16 protein-coding genes and 1 pseudogene are annotated in these 22,397 nt (G+C 59.9%); 12 read left to right on the top strand and 5 right to left on the bottom strand.

Annotation, left to right across the window (positions count from 1 at the left end; translation table 11 throughout):
• Nucleotides 1–106 precede the first annotated feature (106 nt).
• The 8 genes from HW450_RS04145 (at nt 107) to HW450_RS04110 (ending at nt 12,617) form a co-directional block, all read left to right on the top strand.
• Nucleotides 107–331 (top strand): DUF3107 domain-containing protein, encoded by a 225-nt coding sequence (locus HW450_RS04145; RefSeq protein WP_182386734.1) that lies wholly within the window; start codon nt 107–109, stop codon nt 329–331.
• A 6-nt stretch (nt 332–337) separates the two neighbouring features.
• On the top strand, nt 338–1,225 hold the full coding sequence (locus HW450_RS04140) for a DUF3152 domain-containing protein (RefSeq protein ID WP_232843330.1): 888 nt from the start codon (nt 338–340) through the stop codon (nt 1,223–1,225).
• Between the two features lie 23 nt (nt 1,226–1,248).
• Entirely contained in the window at nt 1,249–2,088 is an 840-nt protein-coding gene (locus tag HW450_RS04135; RefSeq protein ID WP_220463906.1) for a TIGR02569 family protein, read from the top strand.
• A gap of 66 nt (nt 2,089–2,154) precedes the next feature.
• A complete protein-coding gene (locus tag HW450_RS04130; protein ID WP_182386732.1) occupies nt 2,155–5,352 on the top strand; it encodes an ATP-dependent DNA helicase in 3,198 nt (1,065 codons plus the stop codon).
• On the top strand, nt 5,345–8,677 hold the full coding sequence (locus tag HW450_RS04125) for a UvrD-helicase domain-containing protein (RefSeq protein WP_182386731.1): 3,333 nt from the start codon (nt 5,345–5,347) through the stop codon (nt 8,675–8,677). The genes HW450_RS04130 and HW450_RS04125 overlap by 8 nt, the downstream gene beginning before the upstream one ends.
• A 21-nt stretch (nt 8,678–8,698) precedes the next feature.
• Complete coding sequence (locus HW450_RS04120; protein ID WP_182386730.1) at nt 8,699–9,754, top strand: potassium channel family protein; 1,056 nt, start codon at nt 8,699–8,701, stop codon at nt 9,752–9,754.
• 9 nt (nt 9,755–9,763) lie between these two features.
• Nucleotides 9,764–10,582, top strand: a complete 819-nt coding sequence (locus HW450_RS04115; RefSeq protein ID WP_232843329.1) for an NAD(+) diphosphatase — start codon at nt 9,764–9,766, stop codon at nt 10,580–10,582.
• Nucleotides 10,560–12,617, top strand: a complete 2,058-nt coding sequence (locus HW450_RS04110; RefSeq protein ID WP_182386729.1) for an ATP-dependent DNA helicase UvrD2 — start codon at nt 10,560–10,562, stop codon at nt 12,615–12,617. The genes HW450_RS04115 and HW450_RS04110 overlap by 23 nt, the downstream gene beginning before the upstream one ends.
• Here HW450_RS04110 and HW450_RS04105 read toward each other — a convergent pair.
• Entirely contained in the window at nt 12,546–13,448 is a 903-nt protein-coding gene (locus tag HW450_RS04105; protein ID WP_182386728.1) for a hypothetical protein, read from the bottom strand. The two genes, HW450_RS04110 and HW450_RS04105, sit on opposite strands and share 72 nt — an antisense overlap.
• 20 nt (nt 13,449–13,468) lie before the next feature.
• Between HW450_RS04105 and HW450_RS04100 the strand changes: the two genes are divergently transcribed.
• Entirely contained in the window at nt 13,469–13,969 is a 501-nt protein-coding gene (locus HW450_RS04100; RefSeq protein ID WP_182386727.1) for a M48 family metallopeptidase, read from the top strand.
• On the opposite strand, the gene HW450_RS04095 is transcribed toward HW450_RS04100, so the two are convergent.
• Nucleotides 13,970–15,262: a zinc-dependent metalloprotease gene (locus HW450_RS04095; RefSeq protein WP_182386726.1), complete on the bottom strand. Its 1,293-nt coding sequence runs from the start codon at nt 15,260–15,262 to the stop codon at nt 13,970–13,972.
• A 91-nt stretch (nt 15,263–15,353) separates the two neighbouring features.
• Here HW450_RS04095 and HW450_RS04090 point away from each other — a divergent pair, with 91 nt between their 5' ends.
• A complete protein-coding gene (locus HW450_RS04090; RefSeq protein ID WP_182386725.1) occupies nt 15,354–16,394 on the top strand; it encodes a YlbL family protein in 1,041 nt (346 codons plus the stop codon).
• Here HW450_RS04090 and HW450_RS04085 read toward each other — a convergent pair whose 3' ends face one another.
• Nucleotides 16,395–17,042, bottom strand: coding sequence for a hypothetical protein (locus HW450_RS04085; RefSeq protein ID WP_182386724.1), 648 nt, complete (start codon nt 17,040–17,042; stop codon nt 16,395–16,397).
• Nucleotides 17,043–17,059: 17 nt separating this feature from the next.
• Nucleotides 17,060–17,524 carry a PPA1309 family protein gene (locus HW450_RS04080; RefSeq protein WP_182386723.1) on the bottom strand — a complete coding sequence of 155 codons (465 nt, stop codon included), beginning with the start codon at nt 17,522–17,524 and terminating at the stop codon, nt 17,060–17,062.
• 76 nt (nt 17,525–17,600) lie between these two features.
• On the opposite strand from HW450_RS04080, the gene HW450_RS04075 reads away from it, so the two are divergent.
• Complete coding sequence (locus HW450_RS04075; RefSeq protein ID WP_182386722.1) at nt 17,601–20,528, top strand: UPF0182 family protein; 2,928 nt, start codon at nt 17,601–17,603, stop codon at nt 20,526–20,528.
• Between the two features lie 535 nt (nt 20,529–21,063).
• Complete coding sequence (locus HW450_RS04070) at nt 21,064–21,447, top strand: DUF3558 family protein (protein ID WP_182386721.1); 384 nt, start codon at nt 21,064–21,066, stop codon at nt 21,445–21,447.
• 15 nt (nt 21,448–21,462) lie between these two features.
• On the opposite strand, the pseudogene HW450_RS04065 reads toward HW450_RS04070, so the two are convergent.
• A pseudogene (locus tag HW450_RS04065) lies at nt 21,463–22,386 on the bottom strand (IS3 family transposase); the annotation flags it as partial.
• Nucleotides 22,387–22,397: the final 11 nt, after the last annotated feature.

Raw genomic sequence — 22,397 nt, 5'->3', positions numbered from 1 at the left:
GCCTGCGCTCCGGCTAGCTACCGTCAAGGATAAGATGAACCGAGTGTAGCTGCTGCCTTAAACTAGGGCAGCGAATTGCGTAAATCCAGCGAGATAAGAGGACATCATGGACATCAAAATTGGTTTTAGCGACAACCCGCGGGAATTGACACTGTCCACCGATACGCCGAAGGAAGAGCTTCAGGCTCGCGTTGCGGAGGTGCTGAGCCAGGACGGTGGTGTGCTTGAGCTTTCCGACGAACGCGGTCGCACGTTCCTGGTGCGCGGCGCGCGGATCGCCTACGTGGAGTTCGGTGCCGCAGCTTCCCGACCAGTGGGATTTGTTGGTTAAAGAGCTGTGAATTCTCCTCATTCGGAACCGGTCCTGGTCCGTTTTGCGCGTGAATACGGGTGGCGAGCGTATGCCATACCAGTGTTACTGGTGGTCACTATCTGGATTCTCGTCGATATAACGCGCAACCCACAACCGGACATCACCACGCCAGCAGCGACAACGCATGCTGCATCACACCATGGCGATGAGGAGTCCAAATCCATCGGCCCCGTCCCAGATAGGACAATGGCGCTACCGATTGGCATAGGGGATCTTCCACCTGGTGGTTCCTTCGCTGAGGCGGGGGATAAGACGTACCGGGTCGTCGGTAAGCCTGGGCCAAAGGTGGGTGAGGGGCGCGACAAAGCCGTCACCTACGTCGTCGAAGTAGAAAACGGCGTGGACACTGCCGCCTACGGTGGCGACGATGCTGTCGCTGCCATGATCGACGCCACGTTGAGCAATCCGAAAGGGTGGATCGCTGACCCAGCGTTTTCTTTCCAACATGTGTTGCCGGAGGAAAATCCCACGATGCGAATCCAGCTGGCGTCGATGGCCACCACGCATGAACTGTGTGGACATGACCTCGAGATGGAAACCAGCTGTTACACCACCGATGGCGACCGGGTAGTCATCAACGAATCCCGGTGGGTACGCGGTGCCATAACTGCTAGCGGAGATCTGGGCAGCTACCGCCAATACCTGATTAATCATGAGGTGGGACACGGCATCGGCTATGCGGCACACGCGGCGTGTCCGAAAAATGGTGATCTAGCTCCGGTAATGATGCAGCAAACGTTGAGCCTGGATAACTCTGTGTTGCATCAGATCGATCCGGAGGAAATCTATCCGGACAATCAACAGGCCTGCGTTTTTAATCCTTGGCCGTACCCACTGGGATATCACCCTTAAGGAAAGGAACGACGATGATGGCTGTGCCAGAACACGTTCGCGCTGCGTTTCATGCCGAATCTGGCGATGCCACCCCGCTGGGCTACGCCTGGGATTACGGGTTCCGAATCGGAAACATTGTGCTTAGCCCGGCGTTGGACCCCGATAACGCGGCGTGGTCGGCGAAAGTGCGGGAGAACCTGCATGTGGAGGGGTTGCGCGTGGTCAAGCCAGTGCGGGCCACCGACGGCCGGTTTGTGGTCTCCGGATGGCGGGCGAACAGCTACGCAGCCGGGGAATTGGCGTCGGGCAGGGTGGACGAAGTGGTGATCGTAGGTCTTCGCCTCGCTGACGCGCTTGCCGACGTCCCATCCCCCGAGTTCGCTACCAAACCAGTAACGGGGAAGTGGAAAACCCACGAGATTTACCGTGTTGCTGACCAGGCGGCCTGGTCCGATGATCCGGCACAGTTGCTGGCGCTCGGACTTGATACTTCCGCGGTCGCGGGGGCGCAGCTGGAGGCCGCGCTGCGGTTGGCAGCACGCATTAGCCCGTTGCTGCCTCCGATTGAGGGACCGTCGCACGTGGGTCATGCTGACATGCTCACTACCACGCTGTTTTCCGGAACCCAGCCACCTCTGGTGACGGACATCGTCGCTACTGTGCGGCCGCATGGCTACACGGCAGCGCTCGCTGCGGTGGATGGCTTGTTATTCGACGCTGTCGACTCCGACATCGTGCATCGCTTCTCCCATGTTCCTGAATTCACTGGGCTGTTGCTGCGCGCGCTGATGTACCGGATTTTCGTATCAGCCTTGAGCGATGAGGTTGAGGGAGTGTCGGAACGGCTGGAGAGGGTTGCTAACATTCTCACCGGAAAATAGAACACATGTTCTAAAAATGGCGGTAGGGGAGCTTACCGTGTCCGGTGCGTCTGTCACAATGGAGGCATGAATCAGTTCGTGCCCTCAGCTCGCTTCGCCCCGCCGGAAAAACTACAGGTCAAGCTCGTAGCTGGAGAGTCTTCCTCGCCGGAATCTCGTACCTGGGATGGGGCTGCCCAGCAGCTTATCGCTGCGATGGACACCCCTAAACCAGGAAAATGGCGGGTCACCGGCACCGCCGATTCGGGCGTCACCTCCCTCATCGTGGATGCTGTTCTAGCGCGAATTGCTTCCGGGGTGTCCCCGTCCGAGATTGTGGTCCTTGCTACCTCTAAAGAATCGGGCGCATTGCTTCGCAAGGAGTTTGCGAAGCTCTTGCCCAGCGTCGGGTACGTGTCCGAAACTCCTCTCGTGCAGTCGGTGCACTCGTTCGCTTTCTCCTTGGTGCGCCTGGCACGGCTGCGTAATCCCGAATCAGCGGAAGATGCGTCGCTGGGGCGAACCCCGCGCCTTATCACCGGCGCACAGCAGGACCTGATTATTCAAGAGCTGCTCCAGATTCATGCTGAATCGGAAGATAACTACTGGCCGGACAACGTACGAGACGCACTGACCATGGTGGGTTTCGCGAGGCAACTGCGTGACTTCCTCCTGCGTTCCCAAGAACGCGGACTGGGGCCGGAACAGCTCCAAGGGCTCGGCCACGTCTACAACCGGCCCATGTGGGTGGCCGCCGGAAAATTCCTCCAGGAATACGAAGAAATCACTCAGCTCACCGGTGCCCAGCTGTACAACGCTTCCGAACTCGTGGTCGCGGCCCACGACCACCTCAACGCCGACGAGGCCTTTCGCGAGGCCATGCAAGAACAAATTGATTCCCTGTTTGTGGACGACGCCCAAAACCTCGACCCACAAGCAGCGCAGCTCATCGGCGTTTTTACGCACTTCGCACAGTGCGCTGTGCTGGCGGGCAATCCCGAACACTCAGTATTCCACTTCCGTGGTGCAACCCCGGATTCATTAACGAGCTGGCCGGTTGACCATGAGATTGTGCTGGATCGGCGTCGTCACGCGCCCCGGCAACAAATCTGCTACGCCGACTCGGAGGCGACACAGCACCTCGTCGTCGCGGACACCTTGCGCCGCGCCCACCTTATCGACGGGACATCGTGGGATGACATGGCAGTGATTGTCCGTTCCAATAGCAGCATCCCCGCGGTCCGTCGTGCCCTGCTGTCTGCTGGCGTTCCCGTGTCCTTGCAACCCACATCAATGGTCCTCGCACAACAACGACTGGTGTCCGGGTTGCTGCTAGCGCTCACGCTGCTCACCGAGCCACTGACCACCACAGAACTTGAGGAACTCATTCTCGGCCCCATCGGTGGCGCCGACCCCGTGACCCTGCGCAGGCTGCTCCGCGGACTCCGGCAAGCCGAAATGAAGCGGGGCGGCACTCGTCGCGCCACTGACGTCCTCGCCGACATCCTCCGCGCTACCGACGAGTTACCAACCGATACAGTCGAATATCTCACGCAACGCGAGCTAGACATCCTGCTCCGTCTGACCGGAGTGCTCAAAGCCGGTCGTGAGGCACTTGCCCAAGGAGCCTCCATTGAACTCACGTTGTGGGAAGTATGGGACGCCACAGGGCTTTCCGATCGGCTCATGAACGCCTCACTGCGTGGCGGGGCCTTGGGAAGCCAAGCTGACATCGACCTTGACGCTGTCATGGCACTTTTCGATGCAGCGGGAGACTTCGTTGAACGCCACCCAGCCGCACCACTGATGCGGTTCGTGTCCACCATTCGAGAAGAGGAACTGCCCAGCGGTACTCGCGATCGACGCGGTTTCGCACCAGAAGCCGTGTCAATCCTCACCGCACACAGCTGCATCGGTCGCCACTGGCCTCTCGTGGTTGTCTGCGGAGTACAGGAAGGGCAATGGCCCGCGCTGGGGGAGACCGGTTCGCTGTTCGGCCAGGAAGAACTTGTCCAACTGCATGACCGCGATATCGACCCCAACGTCATCACTTCCAACACCAAAGACAAAGTCGCTGAGGAACGCAGGCTGTTCTTGCTCGCCTGTTCGCGCGCAACCCACACATTGCTCGTCACCGCGGTCACTGCACCAGATTCAGATGAGGTAGAAGAACCTTCACGCTTCGTCACCGAGCTAGCCGAGGACCCCGATGTCCTCGTGACCACCTCAGGAACCCCCGACGCCTTCGCTGAGCTAAACAACGACATCGGAGACAGCACACAGTTTCCCCGACTGCTGTCACAGCCCAGCATCGTCGCTGAACTTCGCCGCACCCTCGAAGCACCCGATGCCCCAGAACATCACAAGCGGGAAGCAGCCCGCCAACTGGCCAGGCTTGCCGAAGCCGGAATCCACGGTGCCCACCCGGACACCTGGTGGGGGCTCGCTGCGCCGAGTGAAGCAGAACCGATCATGAACCTTAACCCGCCAGTGCAGCTTTCTCCATCAAAAATCGAAAGCGCTCTGGTGTGCCCACTACGGACCGTCCTCAGCGAATACGGCGAAGAAGACGACAGCCCATTGCACCTGTTCAAAGGCATCCTCATCCACGCCGGGGCAGAAGCCTACGCCCGATCAGTGCCACGGGCGGACATCGAAAGGATGCTCACCGAGGCATTTGTCGCCCACACCGACTTTCCGGCCTGGCTGGTGGAGAACGAACTAACCAACTGGAAGCGCACCCTCGACCGAACTTTTGAATGGTTGGATAAACGAACCAACGAACTAGTGGGCGTGGAATACCCCGTCAATGTGGTGGTGAGCGCACTACCCGACGGCACACCGATAGCCATTCGCGGCAGAATCGACCGGCTAGAAAAACAAGCCGATGACGCCCTGCTGGTCATTGACCTCAAAACCGGAAAGCATGGGGTATCAAAGGACGATGCGGAAGTGCATCCGCAGCTATTCGCTTACCAACTCGCCCTCGCCCACGCCGAGGTAGGGCCGGAGGGCGCGACTACGTCTAACATGGGACTCCGCCCAGAGGTACTCGGTGGCGGCTGGCTGGTATACCCAGCGTCCGAAGCTGTGAAGGTCACCGAGCGGCAGCAACCCATGAAAGACGAACAACAGCTCACCGATTTTGCCGCGCTCCTGCCCGAAGTAGTCACCGCAATCCAAGGACCCCAGTTTCAAGCACATGAAAACCTAGCCTGCGACCGGTGCGTGCTGCGCACCATGTGCCCAGCGCATCCCGAGGGAAAGGCTCTCACCAATGTTTAAGCAACGGATCTCACCGGAAGAACTCGCCGCAGCTCAAGGCCAAAAATTTCCGCCGACTCCGCAACAAGCTGCCGTGATCGGCGCAGCACCAGGCCCAATGCTGGTGGTGGCAGGAGCCGGCGCCGGCAAAACCGAAACGATGGCCAACCGCGTCGTGTGGCTCGTTGCGAACGGGTACGTCGACCCAGAACGAGTCCTGGGCCTAACCTTCACCCGAAAGGCCGCCCAGCAGCTGCGTCAGCGCATCAAAACCCGCCTGGCTACGTTCGCTATGACCCCACAGGCGCGTGACCTGGACCCCGAAGGCCGACTTTCGGCCACATTGGAAAACATCAACCCAACCGTGCTCACCTACGACTCCTACGCTGGCCGGCTCGTCGGAGAATACGGCTTGTTACTGCCCGTCGAGCCCTCTGCCCGGCTCATCACTCAAACCGAGCTGTACGCCATCGCCCGTGAGCTCGTGGTGAACTACACCGGACAACTGTCCGTCACCACCCAGGTCGCCTACACCACCGCAACCTTGCTGAAACTCTCGGCAGAAATCGACAACCACATGGTGAGCCTGGATGACGTCCGCACCGAATCACAAGAATTCATGCGCCTGTTCGACGACCCCGTCGATGACAAAGGCAACCCCGCCAACCTGATTAAAAAAGACCGGGACTGGCTGAGTGCACAGCAAAAACGCATTGACTTCCTTCCACTAGTCCAGCAACTCCGGGAAACCCTCGCGGAGCAGCGCGTCATTACCTTCGGGCAGCAAATGACACTGGCAGCCACCCTGGCTGAAAAACACCCAGAAGTAGGGCAGCGGGAACGAGCCAAGTTTGGCGTCGTCATGCTCGACGAATACCAAGACACCTCGCACGCCCAACGCGTGCTCCTACGCAGTTTGTATGGGGGCCACGATCCGCACCTCACCGTGACCGCAGTGGGAGACCCGATGCAGTCCATCTATGGTTGGCGTGGCGCTACGGCTGCCAACCTCGATCGCTTCGTCACGGATTTCCCTTGCGTTTCCGAGACTTCAGAGCCACTAGGTCCAGCGCCAAAGCAAGAACTCACCGTGTCATTTAGAAACCCGGCAGACGTCCTTGCAGCTGCGAACACCATTGCTGACCACGCATTTAAGGACCGCGGGCCATCCCAGCGGCCAGTACAGCCACTGGAACCACTCGCAGCCAACGGCCAAGGCACCGTACAGCTTGGCTGGTTCGGAACGCCAGCGGAAGAAATCTCCTGGGTGGCAGACTCCCTGGCGACGGCATTCCACGCCCCACGGGAGCATGATTTCACCGGGGCAGTGCTCGTCAGGAAGCGCAGGCATATCGCGCCAATCGTCGCAGCTCTGGAAGAACGCGGAGTTCCCGTGGAAGTGGTAGGTCTATCCGGTCTGCTTTCCATCCCAGAGATCACTGACCTCACGTCGATCGCATCCATGCTGATCAACCCGCAAGACAACAAGGCAGCACTGCGGATCCTTACCGGCCCCTTAGTCGGCCTCGGAGCAAACGACATCCGGGCTGTCTACCAGCGCGCCCGGAACCTCGCCGGCCGCAGCGCGGAAGACGTCGGGCCAGCACCAAAGGACCCGCTGGAAAAACTCGCCTGGACCATCACCACTGCCGAGAAACCCGACCCCAGCACCATCGTCGGTCTCAGCGATGCCATTGCTGACCTGGGAGAACCGGAAAAATACTCTGCGGAAGGCTATCGACGCCTCACTGAACTTGCAGCGGCGTTGCGCCACCTGCGTACGCACAGCCTCGGCCGCAGCATCAGCGACATCTTTGCCGATATCGAATCCGTCATGGGCATCCGCACCGAGGTGCTAGCTAGGCAAGACCCCACCGCCGACGGTGCACCCGGCACCGCCCACCTGGACGCCTTTGCCGACCAAGTAGCCACCTTCGAAAACATTCCGGGAGCAACCCTGCGCGGACTTCTCGAATATTTCGAGCTCGCCTCCCAAGAAGAAGACGGCTTCGAGCCCGGTGAAGTATCCGTCCGCTCAGAACGAGTGCAAATCCTCACCGTGCACAAGTCCAAAGGGCTGGAATGGCAGCACGTTGCCGTGCTACACGCGGACAACAAAACGTACGATGATGAAACCAGCAAAGGGGCCAAAAACCCCACCTGGGTCAGCACAGTCACCAGCATTCCCTCTAGCCTGCGTGGCGACGCCCGATCCGTTGATGACCTCACCGGAGCCCCAGTATTCGAACTGGAAAGCTTCGACACTGTCAAGGAACTACGCAACGGGATCAATGCGCACATCGATGAATTCCGGGAAAACCTCAACGCCGAATCAGAGCGATTGTTTTACGTGGCCATCACCCGCAGCGAAGAACACCTCTATGTCAGCGCCTCCTACAACGGAAAAGACGGCTGGCGATCAAACGCGCCTTACCTGCACCTGAACAAGCTCAAGCGGGCCCTCCCACACGCAGTTGTGCACTGGGAAGAAGAACTCGAGCCGAACCAGGATGGGACCAAAACGCTACACGGTAGTTTCCCACAGGATGCGTTGGGCGGGCGTCGGCAAGCAGTGGCGAAAGCCGCGGAGGCTGTGAAGGCTGCGCTCGCGTCCCCGCCAGAGCCTCGCTTCGACAGCAGCGAACTGACGAAACAATGGGAAGCCGACGTGGTCGCGTTGATCGAGGAACATCGAGCTCAGCAGGTGACAGAGGTGCACGTCCCAGTGCTCAAGGAACTCACCGCCACAGACATGGTCTCCATTGCCTCCAACCCGGAGTACTTCGCCCGGCGCAGCGCACGCCCCGTGCCATTCCGCCCCAACGCATACGCCAAGCGTGGCACCGCGTTCCACGAATGGCTCGAACGCAAACTCGGCGGTCAATCCTTCCTCGATGAGGAACAGCTTCCTGGGATGGGCGACGAAGGGTACGTCGAAGCGGAAGTGGAGCAGCTCAAAGAGAAATTCCTGGCTTCGGAATGGGCTGAAAAAACCCCGAAGTACGTGGAGCAGCCCTTTGAAGTGGTCCTCGGCGACCACGTCGTGCGTGGTCGCATGGACGCCGTGTTTCACGAGGCCGACTCCGACGAAGAAGGCTGGCTCGTGGTGGACTGGAAGACAGGTCGCCCCCCATCAGGGGCAGCCCTGGAAACCGCGAGTTTGCAGCTCGCAGTGTACCGGCACGCATGGGCCGAACTGCTCAGCAAGAAACTCGGCACAGCCATCGACCCAGAGAAGATTCGCGCAGCGTTTTACTACGTATCGGCAGGTTTCACACTGGAGCCAGGTAAACTACCTGACGCACAAGAAATGGCGCGGATGCTCGCAATGGATGACACGCAATAGAAGGACACTGAAGGAGCGCGAATGCGAAATCGGATCGGGGACAGGTTCCGTGGTGACATGGAACTGAGTGATCTACCTGATCACGCGCTCATCAACATTGTCAGCGTGCCAGGGGCTGCGTACACCAGCCCTTGGGCACTGATCATCCGACGATTCGTGTACGCCACGCTGCTCCTCGCACTCGTGGCGGTGCTCGTGTACTTCGATAAGGGAGGGTACACCGAGCACCTCACCTTCATCGACGCCGTGTACTACTCGGCGGTGTCGCTCTCAACCACAGGCTACGGCGACATCACACCAGTGACCCAACACGCGCGACTGATGAACATCATCGTCATCACGCCACTTCGTATTGCCTTCCTGATCCTCCTGGTCGGCACCACCCTGTCAGTCCTGACGGAAGAATCCCGTCGCGCCCTGCAAATTCAACGATGGAGAAAGCGCTTGCGTAATCACACCGTGGTCATCGGATTCGGCACCAAGGGACGCTCCGCCGTCGCCGCACTGCTTGCCGACGGCACCCCAGCCAGCCAGATCGTGGTCATTGACAACGATCCAACATCATTGGAACTCGCAGCAAACCAAGGCCTTGCCACCGTTCAAGGATCGGCAACCAAATCTGACGTGCTGAAACTCGCCGGAGTCACCCGCGCCAAAGCCGTCGTCGTGGCTCCCAACCTGGACGATACCGCCGTGCTGGTCACCCTATCCGTCCGAGAAATCGCACCAAGCGCCATGATCGTTGCCAGCGTCCGCGAATCCGAAAACATGCACCTGCTTAAGCAATCCGGGGCCGATTCCGTGGTGATTTCCTCCGAAACGGCAGGCCGGCTGCTCGGCCTCGCCACCGTCACGCCATCCGTGGTGGAGATGATGGAAGACCTCCTGTCTCCAGACGAAGGATTCTCTATCGCTGAACGGCTCGTCGGGGAAGACGAAGTGGGCGCTAACCCACGGCACCTGGCAGACATAGTCCTCGGTGTGGTGCGCTCCGGTGAGCTCTATCGCATCGACGCGCCAGAAGCCGAAATCGTGGAACCAGGCGACCGACTACTCTACGTGCGACGCGTTTTCTAGGAACACGCTATGTCTCTGCTTTTCGTCACCCCGGACTACCGCATCCTCGTCGATGCTCAAGACCAACCACTCTGGCTCCCGTTGGAAGCCGTCGACGAGCAGCGATACGCCGCGGCCATTGTTTACGCACCCCTGGCCGACGCCCCAGAACATTTCCATCCACACGCCAGCGTAGGACCGAGCTTTCCATACGTGGCAGTGCGGGCCACCGACACCGAAATCGAAGAACTCCCGCACCTTACAACTGGCACCTGGCGCAGCGCCCGAGGTTACCTCGACCACCCCAACGTCGCGTCAGTGATTGCGAAATTGCGATTCCGGGAAAACGAACGTTTCGACCCCCAATACGGCTCACCCCTGCACCACTTCGGCTCCCTCGCGTTTGGGCACGATCAGCGCATGATCTACCCGCGGATCGATCCTTCCGTCATCGGGCTCGTGGAACTGTACGGACACAATAGAATCCTCCTCGGGCGAAATCGGCTCCGCCCCGACTACTTCTCCCTGATCGCGGGCTATGTCAACCCAGGCGAAACCCTCGAAGCGGCCTTCGCCCGCGAGGTGCTCGAAGAAACCGGGCGCAGAGCCGACAACATTACCTACGTGCGTTCCCAACCCTGGCCCATGTCCGGCTCGCTCATGATCGGGTTCACTGCTAGCACGACGGACGAAGACCCCGTCAGCACCACCGACGGTGAACTCGAAGAAATCGTCTGGGCTGGCCCCGAGCAGATCCGCCAGCTGCCACTGGCTGCCCCCGGGAGCATCGCCCGCCAACTCATCGACGACTGGGCAAAACGCACCAATGATCAACCTCAACGACCTTGACGACGACCAACGCCGCGCTGCCACCGCACCCCGCGGCCCGGTTTGCATCCTTGCCGGAGCCGGTACCGGCAAAACCCGGACCATCACCTACCGCATCGCGCACCTCATCGACCAAGGATTCATCAGCCAACACCGAGTCCTCGCCGTCACTTTCACCAACCGTGCCGCCACTGAGATGCGGCACCGTCTCAGCCTCATGGGTATCGGGGCAGTACAAGCCCGTACTTTTCACTCCGCAGCCCTGCGCCAACTCCAGTACTTCTGGCCCCAGATCGCCGGGAACCTGCCGTGGCGGATGCTGGATAATAACAAGTTCTCCCTCGTCGGGCGCGCCGCCCGTAACGTCGGAATTGAATCCCACACAGAAAATGTGCGTGACCTCCTCGGGGAGATCGAGTGGGCAAAAGCGAGCCTGGTTACGCCCCAGCAATACGCTGAGGCCGTCGATAAGGCGCAGCGCACCCCACCGGTGCCCGCGGAGAAGGTCGCGGACGTGTACCGGATGTACGAAGCAGCAAAAACCACCGATGCTGGGATGTTGCTGGACTTCAATGACCTGCTGCTTCACACGGCCGGAGCCATCGAAAATTCTCCGGCGGTCGCAGAGGAGTTCCGGGCCCAGTATCGCAGCTTCGTCGTCGACGAGTACCAGGACGTCACCCCACTGCAACAACGGGTGCTTGATGCGTGGCTTGGGGATCGCGATGACCTCACGGTCGTCGGCGACGCCAACCAGACCATTTATTCTTTCACCGGGGCGACCCCAAACTACCTGCTCGATTTCTCACGGACGTACCCGCACGCAACGGTGACCCGGCTGCAACGGGACTACCGCTCCACCCCGGAAATCACGGCCCTCGCCAACACCGTCATCGGAAAAGCAACCGGCAGGGTAGCGGGCACCCGGCTGGAACTGCAGGGTATGCGACCTTCCGGGCCGGAACCTACGTTCAAGTCCTACCCCGATGAGCCGGCGGAAGCGCGTGAAGTTGCGCGCCAGATAAAAAAGCTCATCGCCGATGGCACCCCACCCAGCGAAATCGCGGTGCTATACCGCATCAATGCCCAATCCGCGGTTTTTGAACAAGCGCTTGCTGACGCGGGCATCGTGTTCCAGATCAAAAACGGCGAAGGGTTCTTTCAGCGAAACGAGATTAAACAGGCGATCAGCCAGCTGGTGCGCACCGCGCAGCGCCGCGACCTCCCCGAGGATGCTGTAGGGCCACGAGTGGCGGCCATCGCTCGCGCCGCCCTGGTGCCACTGGGACTTACCTCCAAAGAACCCGAAGGCGTGGAAGCCCGCGAACGCTGGCAGATGCTCACCGCTCTCGTCGATCTCATCGAGGAACTAGGAACCGCAACGCCGGACAGTGATCTACAAGCGATCCTCATTCAGCTCAAAAACCGGGCTGAAGCCAAAGCACCTCCCACAGTAGAAGGCGTGACACTGGCGTCGCTGCACGCGGCGAAAGGCCTGGAGTGGGACGCCGTGTTCCTCACCGGATTGGTGGAAAACACCCTTCCCATCTCCTTTGCTATCAAAGCGGGAGCGGAGCAGATCGAAGAGGAACGCCGACTATTCTATGTCGGGATTACCCGCGCTCGGGAGCATTTGCACTGTTCGTGGGCGCTCGCTCGACAAGACGGGGGCCGACAGTCCCGCAAGCGCAGTCGCTTCCTCGACGGGATCGTGGCAGAAGCTGTGAATGTGCCTCCGCGGAGCAAGCGCCCTCAGCGCTGTCGGGTGTGCGGCAGCCCGCTGAAAGCGCCCCAGGAAAAGGTGCTGGGTAGATGCCAGGATTGCCCCTCAGACGCTGACGAGAGCGTCTTTGACAAGCTCCGCCAGTGGCGTCTGGAACAGGCGAAAGAACTTGAGGTGCCCGCTTACATTGTGTTCACCGACGCCACGTTGATGGCCTTGGCTGAAGCCCGACCGCAGACCGAAAGTGAACTGTTGGAAGTCTCAGGAATTGGCCCGGTCAAGGCAGCGAGCTTCGGGGAGGCTCTGCTGGATATTTTGCGACTCGAAACATAGCGGGCAATGGGGATGGCTGGCCACCACGGATTCCCGCAACTCACCAAACGGGTCCACATCCAGCACTAACCCTGGTTGCCAACGTCGCGACGTGGTGCCCAACGGCGGGCGATCCAACCCATAATGGGCGAGCACCATCGCAGCTGCGTGAGCCGCTGTCGCCGCCACAGTCACCGGAGCCGCTGAGGCGGCGCCAGGTAGCTGGGTAAGAAGGTGTGGCCAATGTGGATCCACATCCGTGCGGTGCAGCTGGGTGCACAGTGGGCACGGACCGAGGCCGCCGGAGCGAAGTGGGCCGATGACGCCACGGCCGTCGACAAGCTGCACCGGCACGAACAGCTCCCGTCGTCCCCCGCTGAGCGCCCCGGCCAGCACCCGCGCATGCGCCAGCTTATCGACGGCCACCAGCGGCATCTCACCTGGTAGCGACCGCAGAAACCTCCCATCAGTTTCGCCGCGCAAGGGTCGGCGAACCGTGCACCCGCTGCCGGTCAGCAACTCTGCGATCAGAGCGGAGAGGGAACTGCGCCCCAGGAGGGCGACGCGTGGTTCTACGGTGGGGAGGTGACGCAGGATCCCGAAAGCGAGCAGTTCACCCACTAGTTGTTCGGCGGCAGTGGAGTTGAGACCGGCCTTGCTGAGTCTGATCGCGAGGTCGGTTCTCGTCACAGGGGACTTGGCGCTGGCGAGCGCCCCCACCACCGGGCCGATATGGTGCGGTTCGATGCCGTCGATTACCCCCGCGGTGGTGGCATCGATACCAAATTGAATTGCTGGGCCGGGCCGGACCACGATCCGGGCAGCACTCGTGAGCTTTAGCATTTCCCCCATGTGCCATAGAATATCGTGACATGGCTCATCAGGTGCGGGTAATCCGTTCGACAAGGCGCAAACGCACGATCAGCGCGAAACTAGTGGGCGACACCATCGAGGTGCGGGTGCCGTCCGGGATGCCGGCGGCGGATGAAGAACGCGAAGTGGCGCAGGTAGTGGAGCGACTGCAGGTGAAGTTGGCCAAGAACGCTAGCTCGCTTACCGACGCACAACTGGCCGCCCGCGCGAAAGAACTCAACGCCACGGTGTTGGAAGGCCGAGCAAGGTTCACCCGAATCAGGTGGGTGACTAATCAAAACAGCAGGTGGGCGTCCTGTACTGCGGGGACGGGCGAAATTCGAGTATCCCACAGGTTGCAGGATGTGCCGGGGTACGTGTTGGACGCTGTGATCGTGCACGAGCTGGTGCACACGTTCATTCGTACCGGGCACTCCGCGGAGTTTTGGGAGTGGGCGGATCGGGCGCCGAAGGCAGAACGCGCGAAAGGCTATTTGGAGGCCTACGCGCGCCAGTTTTAGTTACTTTTCCTCGTCGCCGTGTTCGTCCTCGGGGCGATCTTTCAGCTGCTCCTCCAGGGCGTTGATTTCGGCGATGGGATCAAAGTCCTCGCTCAGGGTGTCACCGAGGAGCGAATCGATGAACGCTGCCGGTTTGTCCAGGTCCTCGGCAACAGGCAGGAAGTCTGGGTGATCCCAGACGGCGTCGCGACGCTCGATACCCACGGCGTTTTCCACTCGTCGCCACAGCTCCATTGCCTCAGCGACCTTCGGTGCAGCGAACTCGATGCCTACCACCTTGGCGAAGGCCTTTTCCGCGGAGCCACCGGTCGCGCGGCGGCGACGCCATGCCTCGTTGAGCGCGTCGGTCGACGGGACGCGTTCACCCATTGCCTGGGTCACGACTAGTTCGACCCAGCCCTCGACGAGCGCGAGCATGGTCTCGAGGCGGGCGGTGGCACCAGCATTGCGGGAGGTAATGCGTGGCGAGAGATCCATGTTTTGCAGCCGCTGCATCGCTTCCTGGATTTGGGCCGGGTCGCCGGATTCCAGGCCCAGCTCGCGGGTGGCTTCCTCAATGTGGGAGGTATCGATCACGAGGCCGGCCGCGTACTCCTCGACGGAAGAAACGAGGCGTTCCACCAGCCACGGTACATGCTTAAACAAGCGCTGACGTGCTGCTTCGCGGGCGCAAATGTACATCAGGACGTCAAGCTCAGAGATCTCCAGGTCCTTGGCTATCGCCTTGAGATTTGTTGGCAGCACCGCGATGGTGCCACTCGGAACTACCGGAAGGCCGAAGTCCGACCCGGTCAGGGCCTGGGTGGCAAGATCTCCCAGGGCGTTGCCGAGCTGGACACCGAAATTCATCCCCGACATGGAGTTCATGATCTGCAGCATCGGACCGACCATGTCACGGGCCTCTTCCGGTAGCTGCTCCAGCTGCGCCTCGTTCATGCGCTTAGCTACGGGGGTAACAAAACGCTTCCATGTCGGTAGCGTGGCTAGCAGCCATTCCTCGGCGTTCCAGGCGTTGACGGAGCCCTCCGAGGTGGGCAGGACGGTGGCGTCGTTAAGCCACATGTCGGCCAGGCGCACCGTATCGACGACCGCGGTGGATTCCTTGCTGCTAATAGGGGAGACCTTGCCAATCTGCTGCTTGGCGATCCGCTCCGCTAACTCGTAATTGACCGGCTCATCGGGGTTGCTGTTCGCCCCGCCGTTAAACATCTGGCCTAGTTGGTTAAAGAAGTCTCCGAAGCCGCCGGGGCCTCCGAAGTTGCCACCAAAGAAAAAATTATTGTTGTCGTTCATAGTCACCAAAGTACCGCAGTGCAACCCGAACAGACCCTATCTCTATCAACGCTGTTAGCGAACACCCTGAGAGCGGGTAAGGTAGCTAGGCGTGAATCGTCGATCGAAAACAGTGATCTGGGGCGCCATCCCAGTGCTCGCTTTCAGCTACCTTATTTCCAGCCCCACCGTGCCCTTTACGGACATCCCGCTGACGGTGCCCTATGCTGCGGAAAGCCCTGGCCCTACCTTCAATACGCTGGCGGAATACGAGGGCAAGAAGATCGTTGACATCACGGGAACGGACGTCGATCAGACCACAGGCAACCTCAATATGACCACGGTGTCCGTCCGCACCCAAATGACCCTGTCTCAGGTGATGAGCCGCTGGCTGCTCAGCGACGATACGATCGTTCCTATCGAGTCCGTGTTCCCACCGGACCTCACCGAGGAAGAAATCAAGCAGCAGAACCAGACGGCGTTTTCTGACTCCGAGTCCTCGGCCACACTCGCTGCTTACCGGTACTTGGGCCGCCCGACAGTGGTAGAAGTAAAAGACGTCATGCCGGACGCCCCGGTGAAAGACCTGGTGACTGCGGGGGATCGCATTGTCTCTTTCAACGGCGAGAAGGTGGAGTCCCCGGCACAGCTGCGGGAATTTGTTGCGGCTAAAGCGCCGGAGGAGAAGGTGGCCCTCGGTTTTGAGGGAGGGCAGACGCGTGAGGTGGTGTTGGGGAAGAACCCGCACACCGGCAAGGGGCTTCTGGGGGTGATCCTGGTGTCTGTGCCCGCGGATGGCGCCACCATCGAATACAACCTGGAGGATATTGGCGGTCCGAGTGCTGGCTTGATGTTCACGCTCGCGGTCGTCGATAAGCTCAGCCCTGGTGAGCTCACTGGTGGGAAGTTCATCGCGGGCACCGGCACGATCGCGGAATCGGGTGAAGTGGGGCCGATTGGCGGTATCACCCACAAGATCCGGGCTGCGAAAGACGCTGGGGCGGAGGTGTTTTTGACCCCGGCGGCCAATTGCGGGGAAGCGAAAACCGCGAAGGTCAAGGACATCACGCTGCTCAAGGTAACCTCACTGACCGACGCGGTGAAACAGCTCGAGGCCTACAACGGCGGCCAGCAGGTCACTACGTGTGACTAGTTAGGAGGGGTTCTCGCTGGGCTCTGCTGTTGGGGTTGGTTCTGGCGCTGCGGCCAGGCCCAGCTCATAGATGCGCTCCAGCGGATCCTGCTTGTCGGAGGAGACCATCTGCTGCATGGTGAGCCCCTTTTTGTTATCCACCACGGTGATCACGGCGGTGGTGCCGAGGGTCGACCAGCCGACGATCCGGTCGCCGGAGTCCTCCACCACCCGGGAACTGCGCAACTCGGTGAGCAGCTGGGTGGTCGATGCGGCTTTTGCATCCCCCTTGAAGAACTGAAATTGGCCGACTTCCGGGCCGGTGCAGGCGCTGGAATCCGGGATGCCGTTAGGGGCGCAGTCTTCAAACATGTCAAAGAACTCCGCCGGCGCCAATGAGCCGTACATCTGCGCCACCTTGCTCACTGACGACTTTTCTTTGGAGGCGGTGGGCGTAGGCGTTTCCTCGTCCGCCGTCGTGGACGTCGCGTGGGTGGTGGGTGTTGCAGTCGGGCTTGTCGACGCCGTGGGCAGCGCACTAGTGCTGGATGTAATCGTGGGGGCCGCGGTCGGCTCTGACTCGGGGGTGTCTTTGCTACATGCGGACAGCCCAAGCACTGCAACCGGTATCAACAGCCCGGCAAGACGAATATTCCAGCGATTATGCACAGCGCGGTCTTTCCCAATTAATAGTCGTAGGGGTTGGCGTTCAATGTGTAGCGTAGCGCCTCAATCACTTCTGGCGCTACGTCTGGGCCACCCCGCAGGTCGATCTTGTCCTCGGCAAAGGGTTCTTGTAGTTCTTCTTCGGTTGGTCGAATCTGCAAGAGAGTGAGCTCCGAGTCGTCGCGAAGCACGCCAGAAAACAGGCGCGCTGGGCGGGCGGGGGCACCGGCGTCGCTGAACATAATCTCCTGTGCCAGCACGACTCCCTCGACGTCGGCCGGCCAAGCGACGGTGGGAAGGAAGTCTTCGATCGCGCCGGGGATGTCATCCTGCACGACGAGCGCGAGGGGGCCTTCCTCCTCAGGAAGCCCGAGCTTTTCGACGCCGACCAGCGCGAACAATGTGGGGTTAGCATCCCAGCCTTCGGCGTGGATGAATTCGACGGCCTCGAGCATTGCTTTGTTCAGTGCAGCGTTTTGGGTCATTGCCTGCCTTTGTTCGCGTAATTACTAAAATCCGTAGAGTATTAGGAGAATACCTGCAAAATAGAAGGAGTTGGAATTGGCGACGAGCCTACAACCCCCAGCTAGACGCTCTCCGAAGATGTTGAGCATTGTTCTTACCGTCCTGACGCTACTCATTGTGGTAGCGCCGATGGCCGTCACGTATCTGACAGACTGGATGTGGTTCGGGGAGGTGAATTTCCGTGGAGTGTTTACCACGGTGCTGGTCACGCGCATCATTTTGTTCTTTATCTTCTTCATTTTTGCTGCCGCGATTGTCTGGGCTGCCGGGTTCCTGGCATTCCGAAACCGGCCTCACAATATCGACGTGTTTGACCTCGACAACCCCATCCATGGCTATCGGCGCATGGTGGAAGAGTCGCTGAAGAAAATCCTCATCGGCTTGCCCATCGTGGTGGGTGTTTTGGCAGGTATCGCTGGGCAAAGTGCATGGCGCACTGTCTCCTTGTTCCTCAACCGGGAAACGTTCGGGGTCACTGACCCTGAGTTCGGACTCGACCTCGGTTTCTACGCTTTCAGTCTGCCGATGTGGCGACTCATCACCGACACCCTCTCCATCCTGCTGGTCATCGCGTTTTTCATCGCGTTGATTGGGCACTATCTGCTCGGCAGCATCCGCCCAGGCGGGCCGGGGATGAAGAGCTTCGTGTCCTATGGTGCCCGCACCCAGCTGGCGCTCACCGCGGGGGCGTGGATGCTGGTGAAGGTGGCCGGGTACTGGCTGGATCGTTATGACTTGATGGGCCGCCAGCACGAAACGTTCCACGGTGCTTCTTACACGGACCTGCATGCTTACTTGCCAGCCAAGATTCTCCTGATGGTGATCGCGGCGGTGGTGGCTGTGGCTTTCTTCTCCGCAGTGTTCCTCAAGGATCTGCGTATCCCCGTACTGGCAGCAATTCTGATGCTGCTGTCTTCCGGTGTCATTGGGATTGGCTGGCCGATGATGATGGAACAGTTCTCCGTCAAGCCGAACCGTGCGCAGAAGGAAGCGGAATCCATTAGCCGCAACATCCAGATGACGCGTTATGCCTACGGCATTACCGACGACAAGGTCACCTATCAGCGTAACTGGGGAGCAACCGGCTCCGACGCCGAGTCTGTCGCCTCTGACGAAGCGACCGTTTCTAACATCCGACTCCTGGACCCAGAGGTACTGTCCAAGACGTTCACCCAGCAACAGCAGCTGAAGAACTTCTATGGGTTCCCAGACACCCTTGCTATCGACCGGTACACCGTCGATGGTGAGCTGCGTGATTATGTGGTGGCTGTCCGTGAAATGGACCCGAATGAGCTGGACGGTAACCAGAAAGACTGGATTAACCGCCACACCGTGTATACCCACGGAAATGGTTTCATCGCCGCGCCGGCTAACCAGGTTGATGAGGTTGCCCGCGATGTGGGATCCACCCGCGGCGGCTACCCCCTGTACTCCGTGTCTGACTTGCAGGCGAAGGAACGTGGCGAAGAAAACAAAATGGGCCTCGACGTGGAGCAGCCCCGTACCTACTTCGGCCCGGTGATCTCTGATGTTCACCCAAGTGTGGACTACTCGATTGTCGGCACTGCCGGAAACCCGGTGGAGTACGACGCCGACGGGGTGAATTTCACCTACGACGGCAACGGCGGTGTGGACATTTCCAACATGTTCAACCGTGCGCTGTTCGCGCTGCGATACCAGGAAATGAACCTGGTGCTGTCGGAGCGGATCGGCGAGAACTCGAAGATTATCTTTGAACGCGATCCGAGGGCCCGCGTCGAAAAGGTAGCGCCGTGGCTCACCGCAGACTCCACGACCTACCCCGCGGTGATTGACGGCCGCATCAAGTGGATCGTCGACGGCTACACCACCTTGAGCAACCTGCCGTACTCGCAACGCACGTCCCTCACCGAAGCCACCGAGGACGCGCTCAACCCGGACGGTACCCGTCAGCCGCTCGTCACGGACCGCACCAGCTACATCCGCAACTCCGTCAAGGCCACCGTCGACGCTTACGACGGCACGGTGGAGCTATACGAGTTCGACACCGATGATCCGGTGCTGAAGGCCTGGAAGGGCGTATTCCCGAACACCGTGAAGCCGAAGTCTGCGATCTCTGACGAGCTGAACAGCCACCTGCGCTACCCACAGGACATGTTCAAGGTGCAGCGCGAGCTGATTGCGAAGTACCACGTGGATGATCCTGGCATCTTCTTCACCAACGACGCTTTCTGGTCCGTTCCTTCCGACCCGACTGCGCCGGACGATCGTAAGCAGCTCAACCAGCCACCGTACTATGTTGTGGCAGCCGACCCAGAGTCGGGGAAGGCATCGTTCCAGCTGATCACGCCGTTCCGTGGCCTGGAGCGTGAGTTCCTCGCCGCCCACATGTCGGTGGCCTCTGACCCAGCGAACTACGGCAAGATCACCGTCCGTGCCCTGCCTACCGACACCCAAACCCAGGGACCGAAGCAGGCACAGGACACCATGATGTCCTCCGACCAGATCGCCCGCGACCGCGCTCTGTGGGAGCGCACCAACACCCTCACCAACGGCAACTTGCTGACCCTGCCGGTCGGTGATGGGGAAATCATGTACGTGGAGCCGATCTACTCGCAGCGCAAGGAACAAAAGTCGGCATTCCCGAAGCTCCTGCGTGTTCTGGTGTCATACGATGGCAAGGTCGGCTACGCGCCAACCATCGCAGAAGCACTGCAGCAGGTCGGCATCGACCCACGAGCCGCCAGCGACCTAGAGGAAGCTAAGGATCTGCCTGCTGAGCCTTCCGACAAGCCAGACAAGCCAGCGGATACCCCACAACCGGATACACCTGAGGCCCCGGTAGATGCCAAGGCCGCTACCGAAAACCTGCGCAAGGCCCTTGACGCGCTCAACGCAGCAAAGAACAAGTCGCACGAAGAGTACGGCAAGGCCCTCGATGAGCTGGACAAGGCCGTAGCAGAAGTGCAAAAAGCACAAAACTAGCCGCTTAGGCCCCACAGCCCCGCACAACGGTCGTGCGGGGCCTAAGTTTTTTGGGCAGCGGACCCGGCAAATAACTACGCCCACCCCACTCCACGAACTGGGAATTCGCCACGGATAAGCGGAAGATCGTCAAATGGTTTGGGGTGGCTCTTTTGGTGTTTTTGGTCTCGAGATTGGTGGGGCAAACGCTTGACCCCGACATTACGCCCCCGAGGTTACTCCCAAAACGCGTCCGCGAGCCCGAACTTCGGGAGGGTAATGTCGGGGTCGATACACAAACAACTCGGCAGCACGACAAACTTTGGGATTCGCAACACGCGCCCTGATCCCTATCAAGCACCACCGCAGAACCCGTCCTGCACGGACATCGCAACCACTCCGGACACCCCCAAACCCACCCCCAAGAAAAAACTTCCCCTACCGATGGAACCATTTCGGGGTGTCACAGAGTCTAAAGACAATGAGGGCACTTGCACATAGACTTACAACCACAGCAACGCCTCATACACGCTTGATTACCAACAGGGGGGAAACCATGCGCGGAGCTCACACGCGTCTATCTGCAGTGCTCTCTACTGCCATCGCAATCACATTCTTCACACTCAGCCTTACAAGCTGCACCAACGGTGCGGACACTGCGCCACGCAAGGGGGAAACGACCACGACGGTCAGCGCAGACACCGCGCCTATCGACGCCCAAACCCCCGCAACCTTCAACCCAAAAGATCCCAACTTCCGCCTCTTCGACCCATGCACCGAGCTTGACGACGAAGTGTTCAAAAAAGCGGGGTTGGGGAAGCGGTCAAGGTTTGAAAATATGCCAGGAGTCGACTTCCGGGTATGTACCTTCACGACTGGTGATGATTCGAAATACTTTGGAACAGTTTCATGGGCTGTGTCAAGTTTTGTTGACGGTTAGACCCGTTTGTTTTGGTTAGGCTGCAAGGGCCTCGGGGAGTAATTCGGGGCTGGGGGTCAGGAAATCGGCCATCGCCTCAGCGGGAATGAGGCCGGTCGCACTATGGCGGCGCTGTCGGTTGTAATACGTCTCAATCCACGACAGTGTCTCTAGGCGGGCGTGCTGCTTGGAATCGAATTGTTTGCGCTCATGCAGCAGGTGAAGTTTCAGCGTGGAAAAGAAGGATTCCGCCACCGCATTGTCCCAGCACACGCCAACAGAGCCGACAGACAAGCGAACGTCGAGTTCTTCGGCGCAGTCAGCGAACACCTTTGAGGTGTACTGACTGCCTCTATCCGAGTGGAATATCGCATCACCAGCAACGAAGCCTCGATCATGGGCCATGGTCAAGGCATCCACCACAAGCTTCGAGCGCATGGAATCGGCCATCGACCAGCCCACCACCATCCGGGTGCCCAGATCCATGACTGTGGCCAGGTACATCCAGCCTTCACGGGTGCGCAGGTACGTAATATCTCCGCACAAGACCGTGGTGGGCACTGGGGGATAAAACATCCGCCGCAGGTAGTCTTTGCGCAGGTCAGCGTCAGGATCCGCAATGGTGGTGCGTACCTTCTTGCGTCGGTACTTCGTGACTAAATTGTTCTGCGCCATGATGGTGCGCACCGCGTACAACGTGGTGTCAATACCTTCAGCGACCAGGTCAGCAAAAATGGTGCGAGCACCGGCAAACCCTTTGTGCTTGGTCGTGAAAAGCTCTGTGACGCGGGCACTGATGGCAAGCCTGCGCCCCCTGGGAGAAGATGCAGCCACAGGGGTGTGGTGGCGTTTCTTCCAGGCGTAGTAGCCGGCTCTGCTGACGTTAAGGACGCGTGCCATCATGGTGACCGAGTATCTGGGCTTGGTCGTGCCTTCTTTGTCGAAGTGGTAGATGACGCGGAAGAAGTCGT

This window comes from Corynebacterium hindlerae, assembly GCF_014117265.1.
Classification (GTDB): domain Bacteria; phylum Actinomycetota; class Actinomycetes; order Mycobacteriales; family Mycobacteriaceae; genus Corynebacterium; species Corynebacterium hindlerae.
This window is presented reverse-complemented; position numbering and strand designations above follow the sequence as displayed.

Excerpts from the sequence above, each read along its gene's own strand:
- HW450_RS04145 (WP_182386734.1), top strand. The coding sequence starts at position 107 with ATGGACATCAAAATTGGTTTTAGCGACAACCCGCGGGAATTGACACTG.
- HW450_RS04115 (WP_232843329.1), top strand. The coding sequence starts at position 9,764 with ATGTCTCTGCTTTTCGTCACCCCGGACTACCGCATCCTCGTCGATGCT.
- HW450_RS04125 (WP_182386731.1), top strand. The coding sequence starts at position 5,345 with ATGTTTAAGCAACGGATCTCACCGGAAGAACTCGCCGCAGCTCAAGGC.
- HW450_RS04080 (WP_182386723.1), bottom strand. The coding sequence starts at position 17,524 with ATGACCCAAAACGCTGCACTGAACAAAGCAATGCTCGAGGCCGTCGAA.
- HW450_RS04120 (WP_182386730.1), top strand. The coding sequence starts at position 8,699 with ATGCGAAATCGGATCGGGGACAGGTTCCGTGGTGACATGGAACTGAGT.
- HW450_RS04110 (WP_182386729.1), top strand. The coding sequence starts at position 10,560 with ATGATCAACCTCAACGACCTTGACGACGACCAACGCCGCGCTGCCACC.
- HW450_RS04095 (WP_182386726.1), bottom strand. The coding sequence starts at position 15,262 with ATGAACGACAACAATAATTTTTTCTTTGGTGGCAACTTCGGAGGCCCC.
- HW450_RS04100 (WP_182386727.1), top strand. The coding sequence starts at position 13,469 with ATGGCTCATCAGGTGCGGGTAATCCGTTCGACAAGGCGCAAACGCACG.
- HW450_RS04105 (WP_182386728.1), bottom strand. The coding sequence starts at position 13,448 with ATGGGGGAAATGCTAAAGCTCACGAGTGCTGCCCGGATCGTGGTCCGG.
- HW450_RS04070 (WP_182386721.1), top strand. The coding sequence starts at position 21,064 with ATGCGCGGAGCTCACACGCGTCTATCTGCAGTGCTCTCTACTGCCATC.
- HW450_RS04130 (WP_182386732.1), top strand. The coding sequence starts at position 2,155 with ATGAATCAGTTCGTGCCCTCAGCTCGCTTCGCCCCGCCGGAAAAACTA.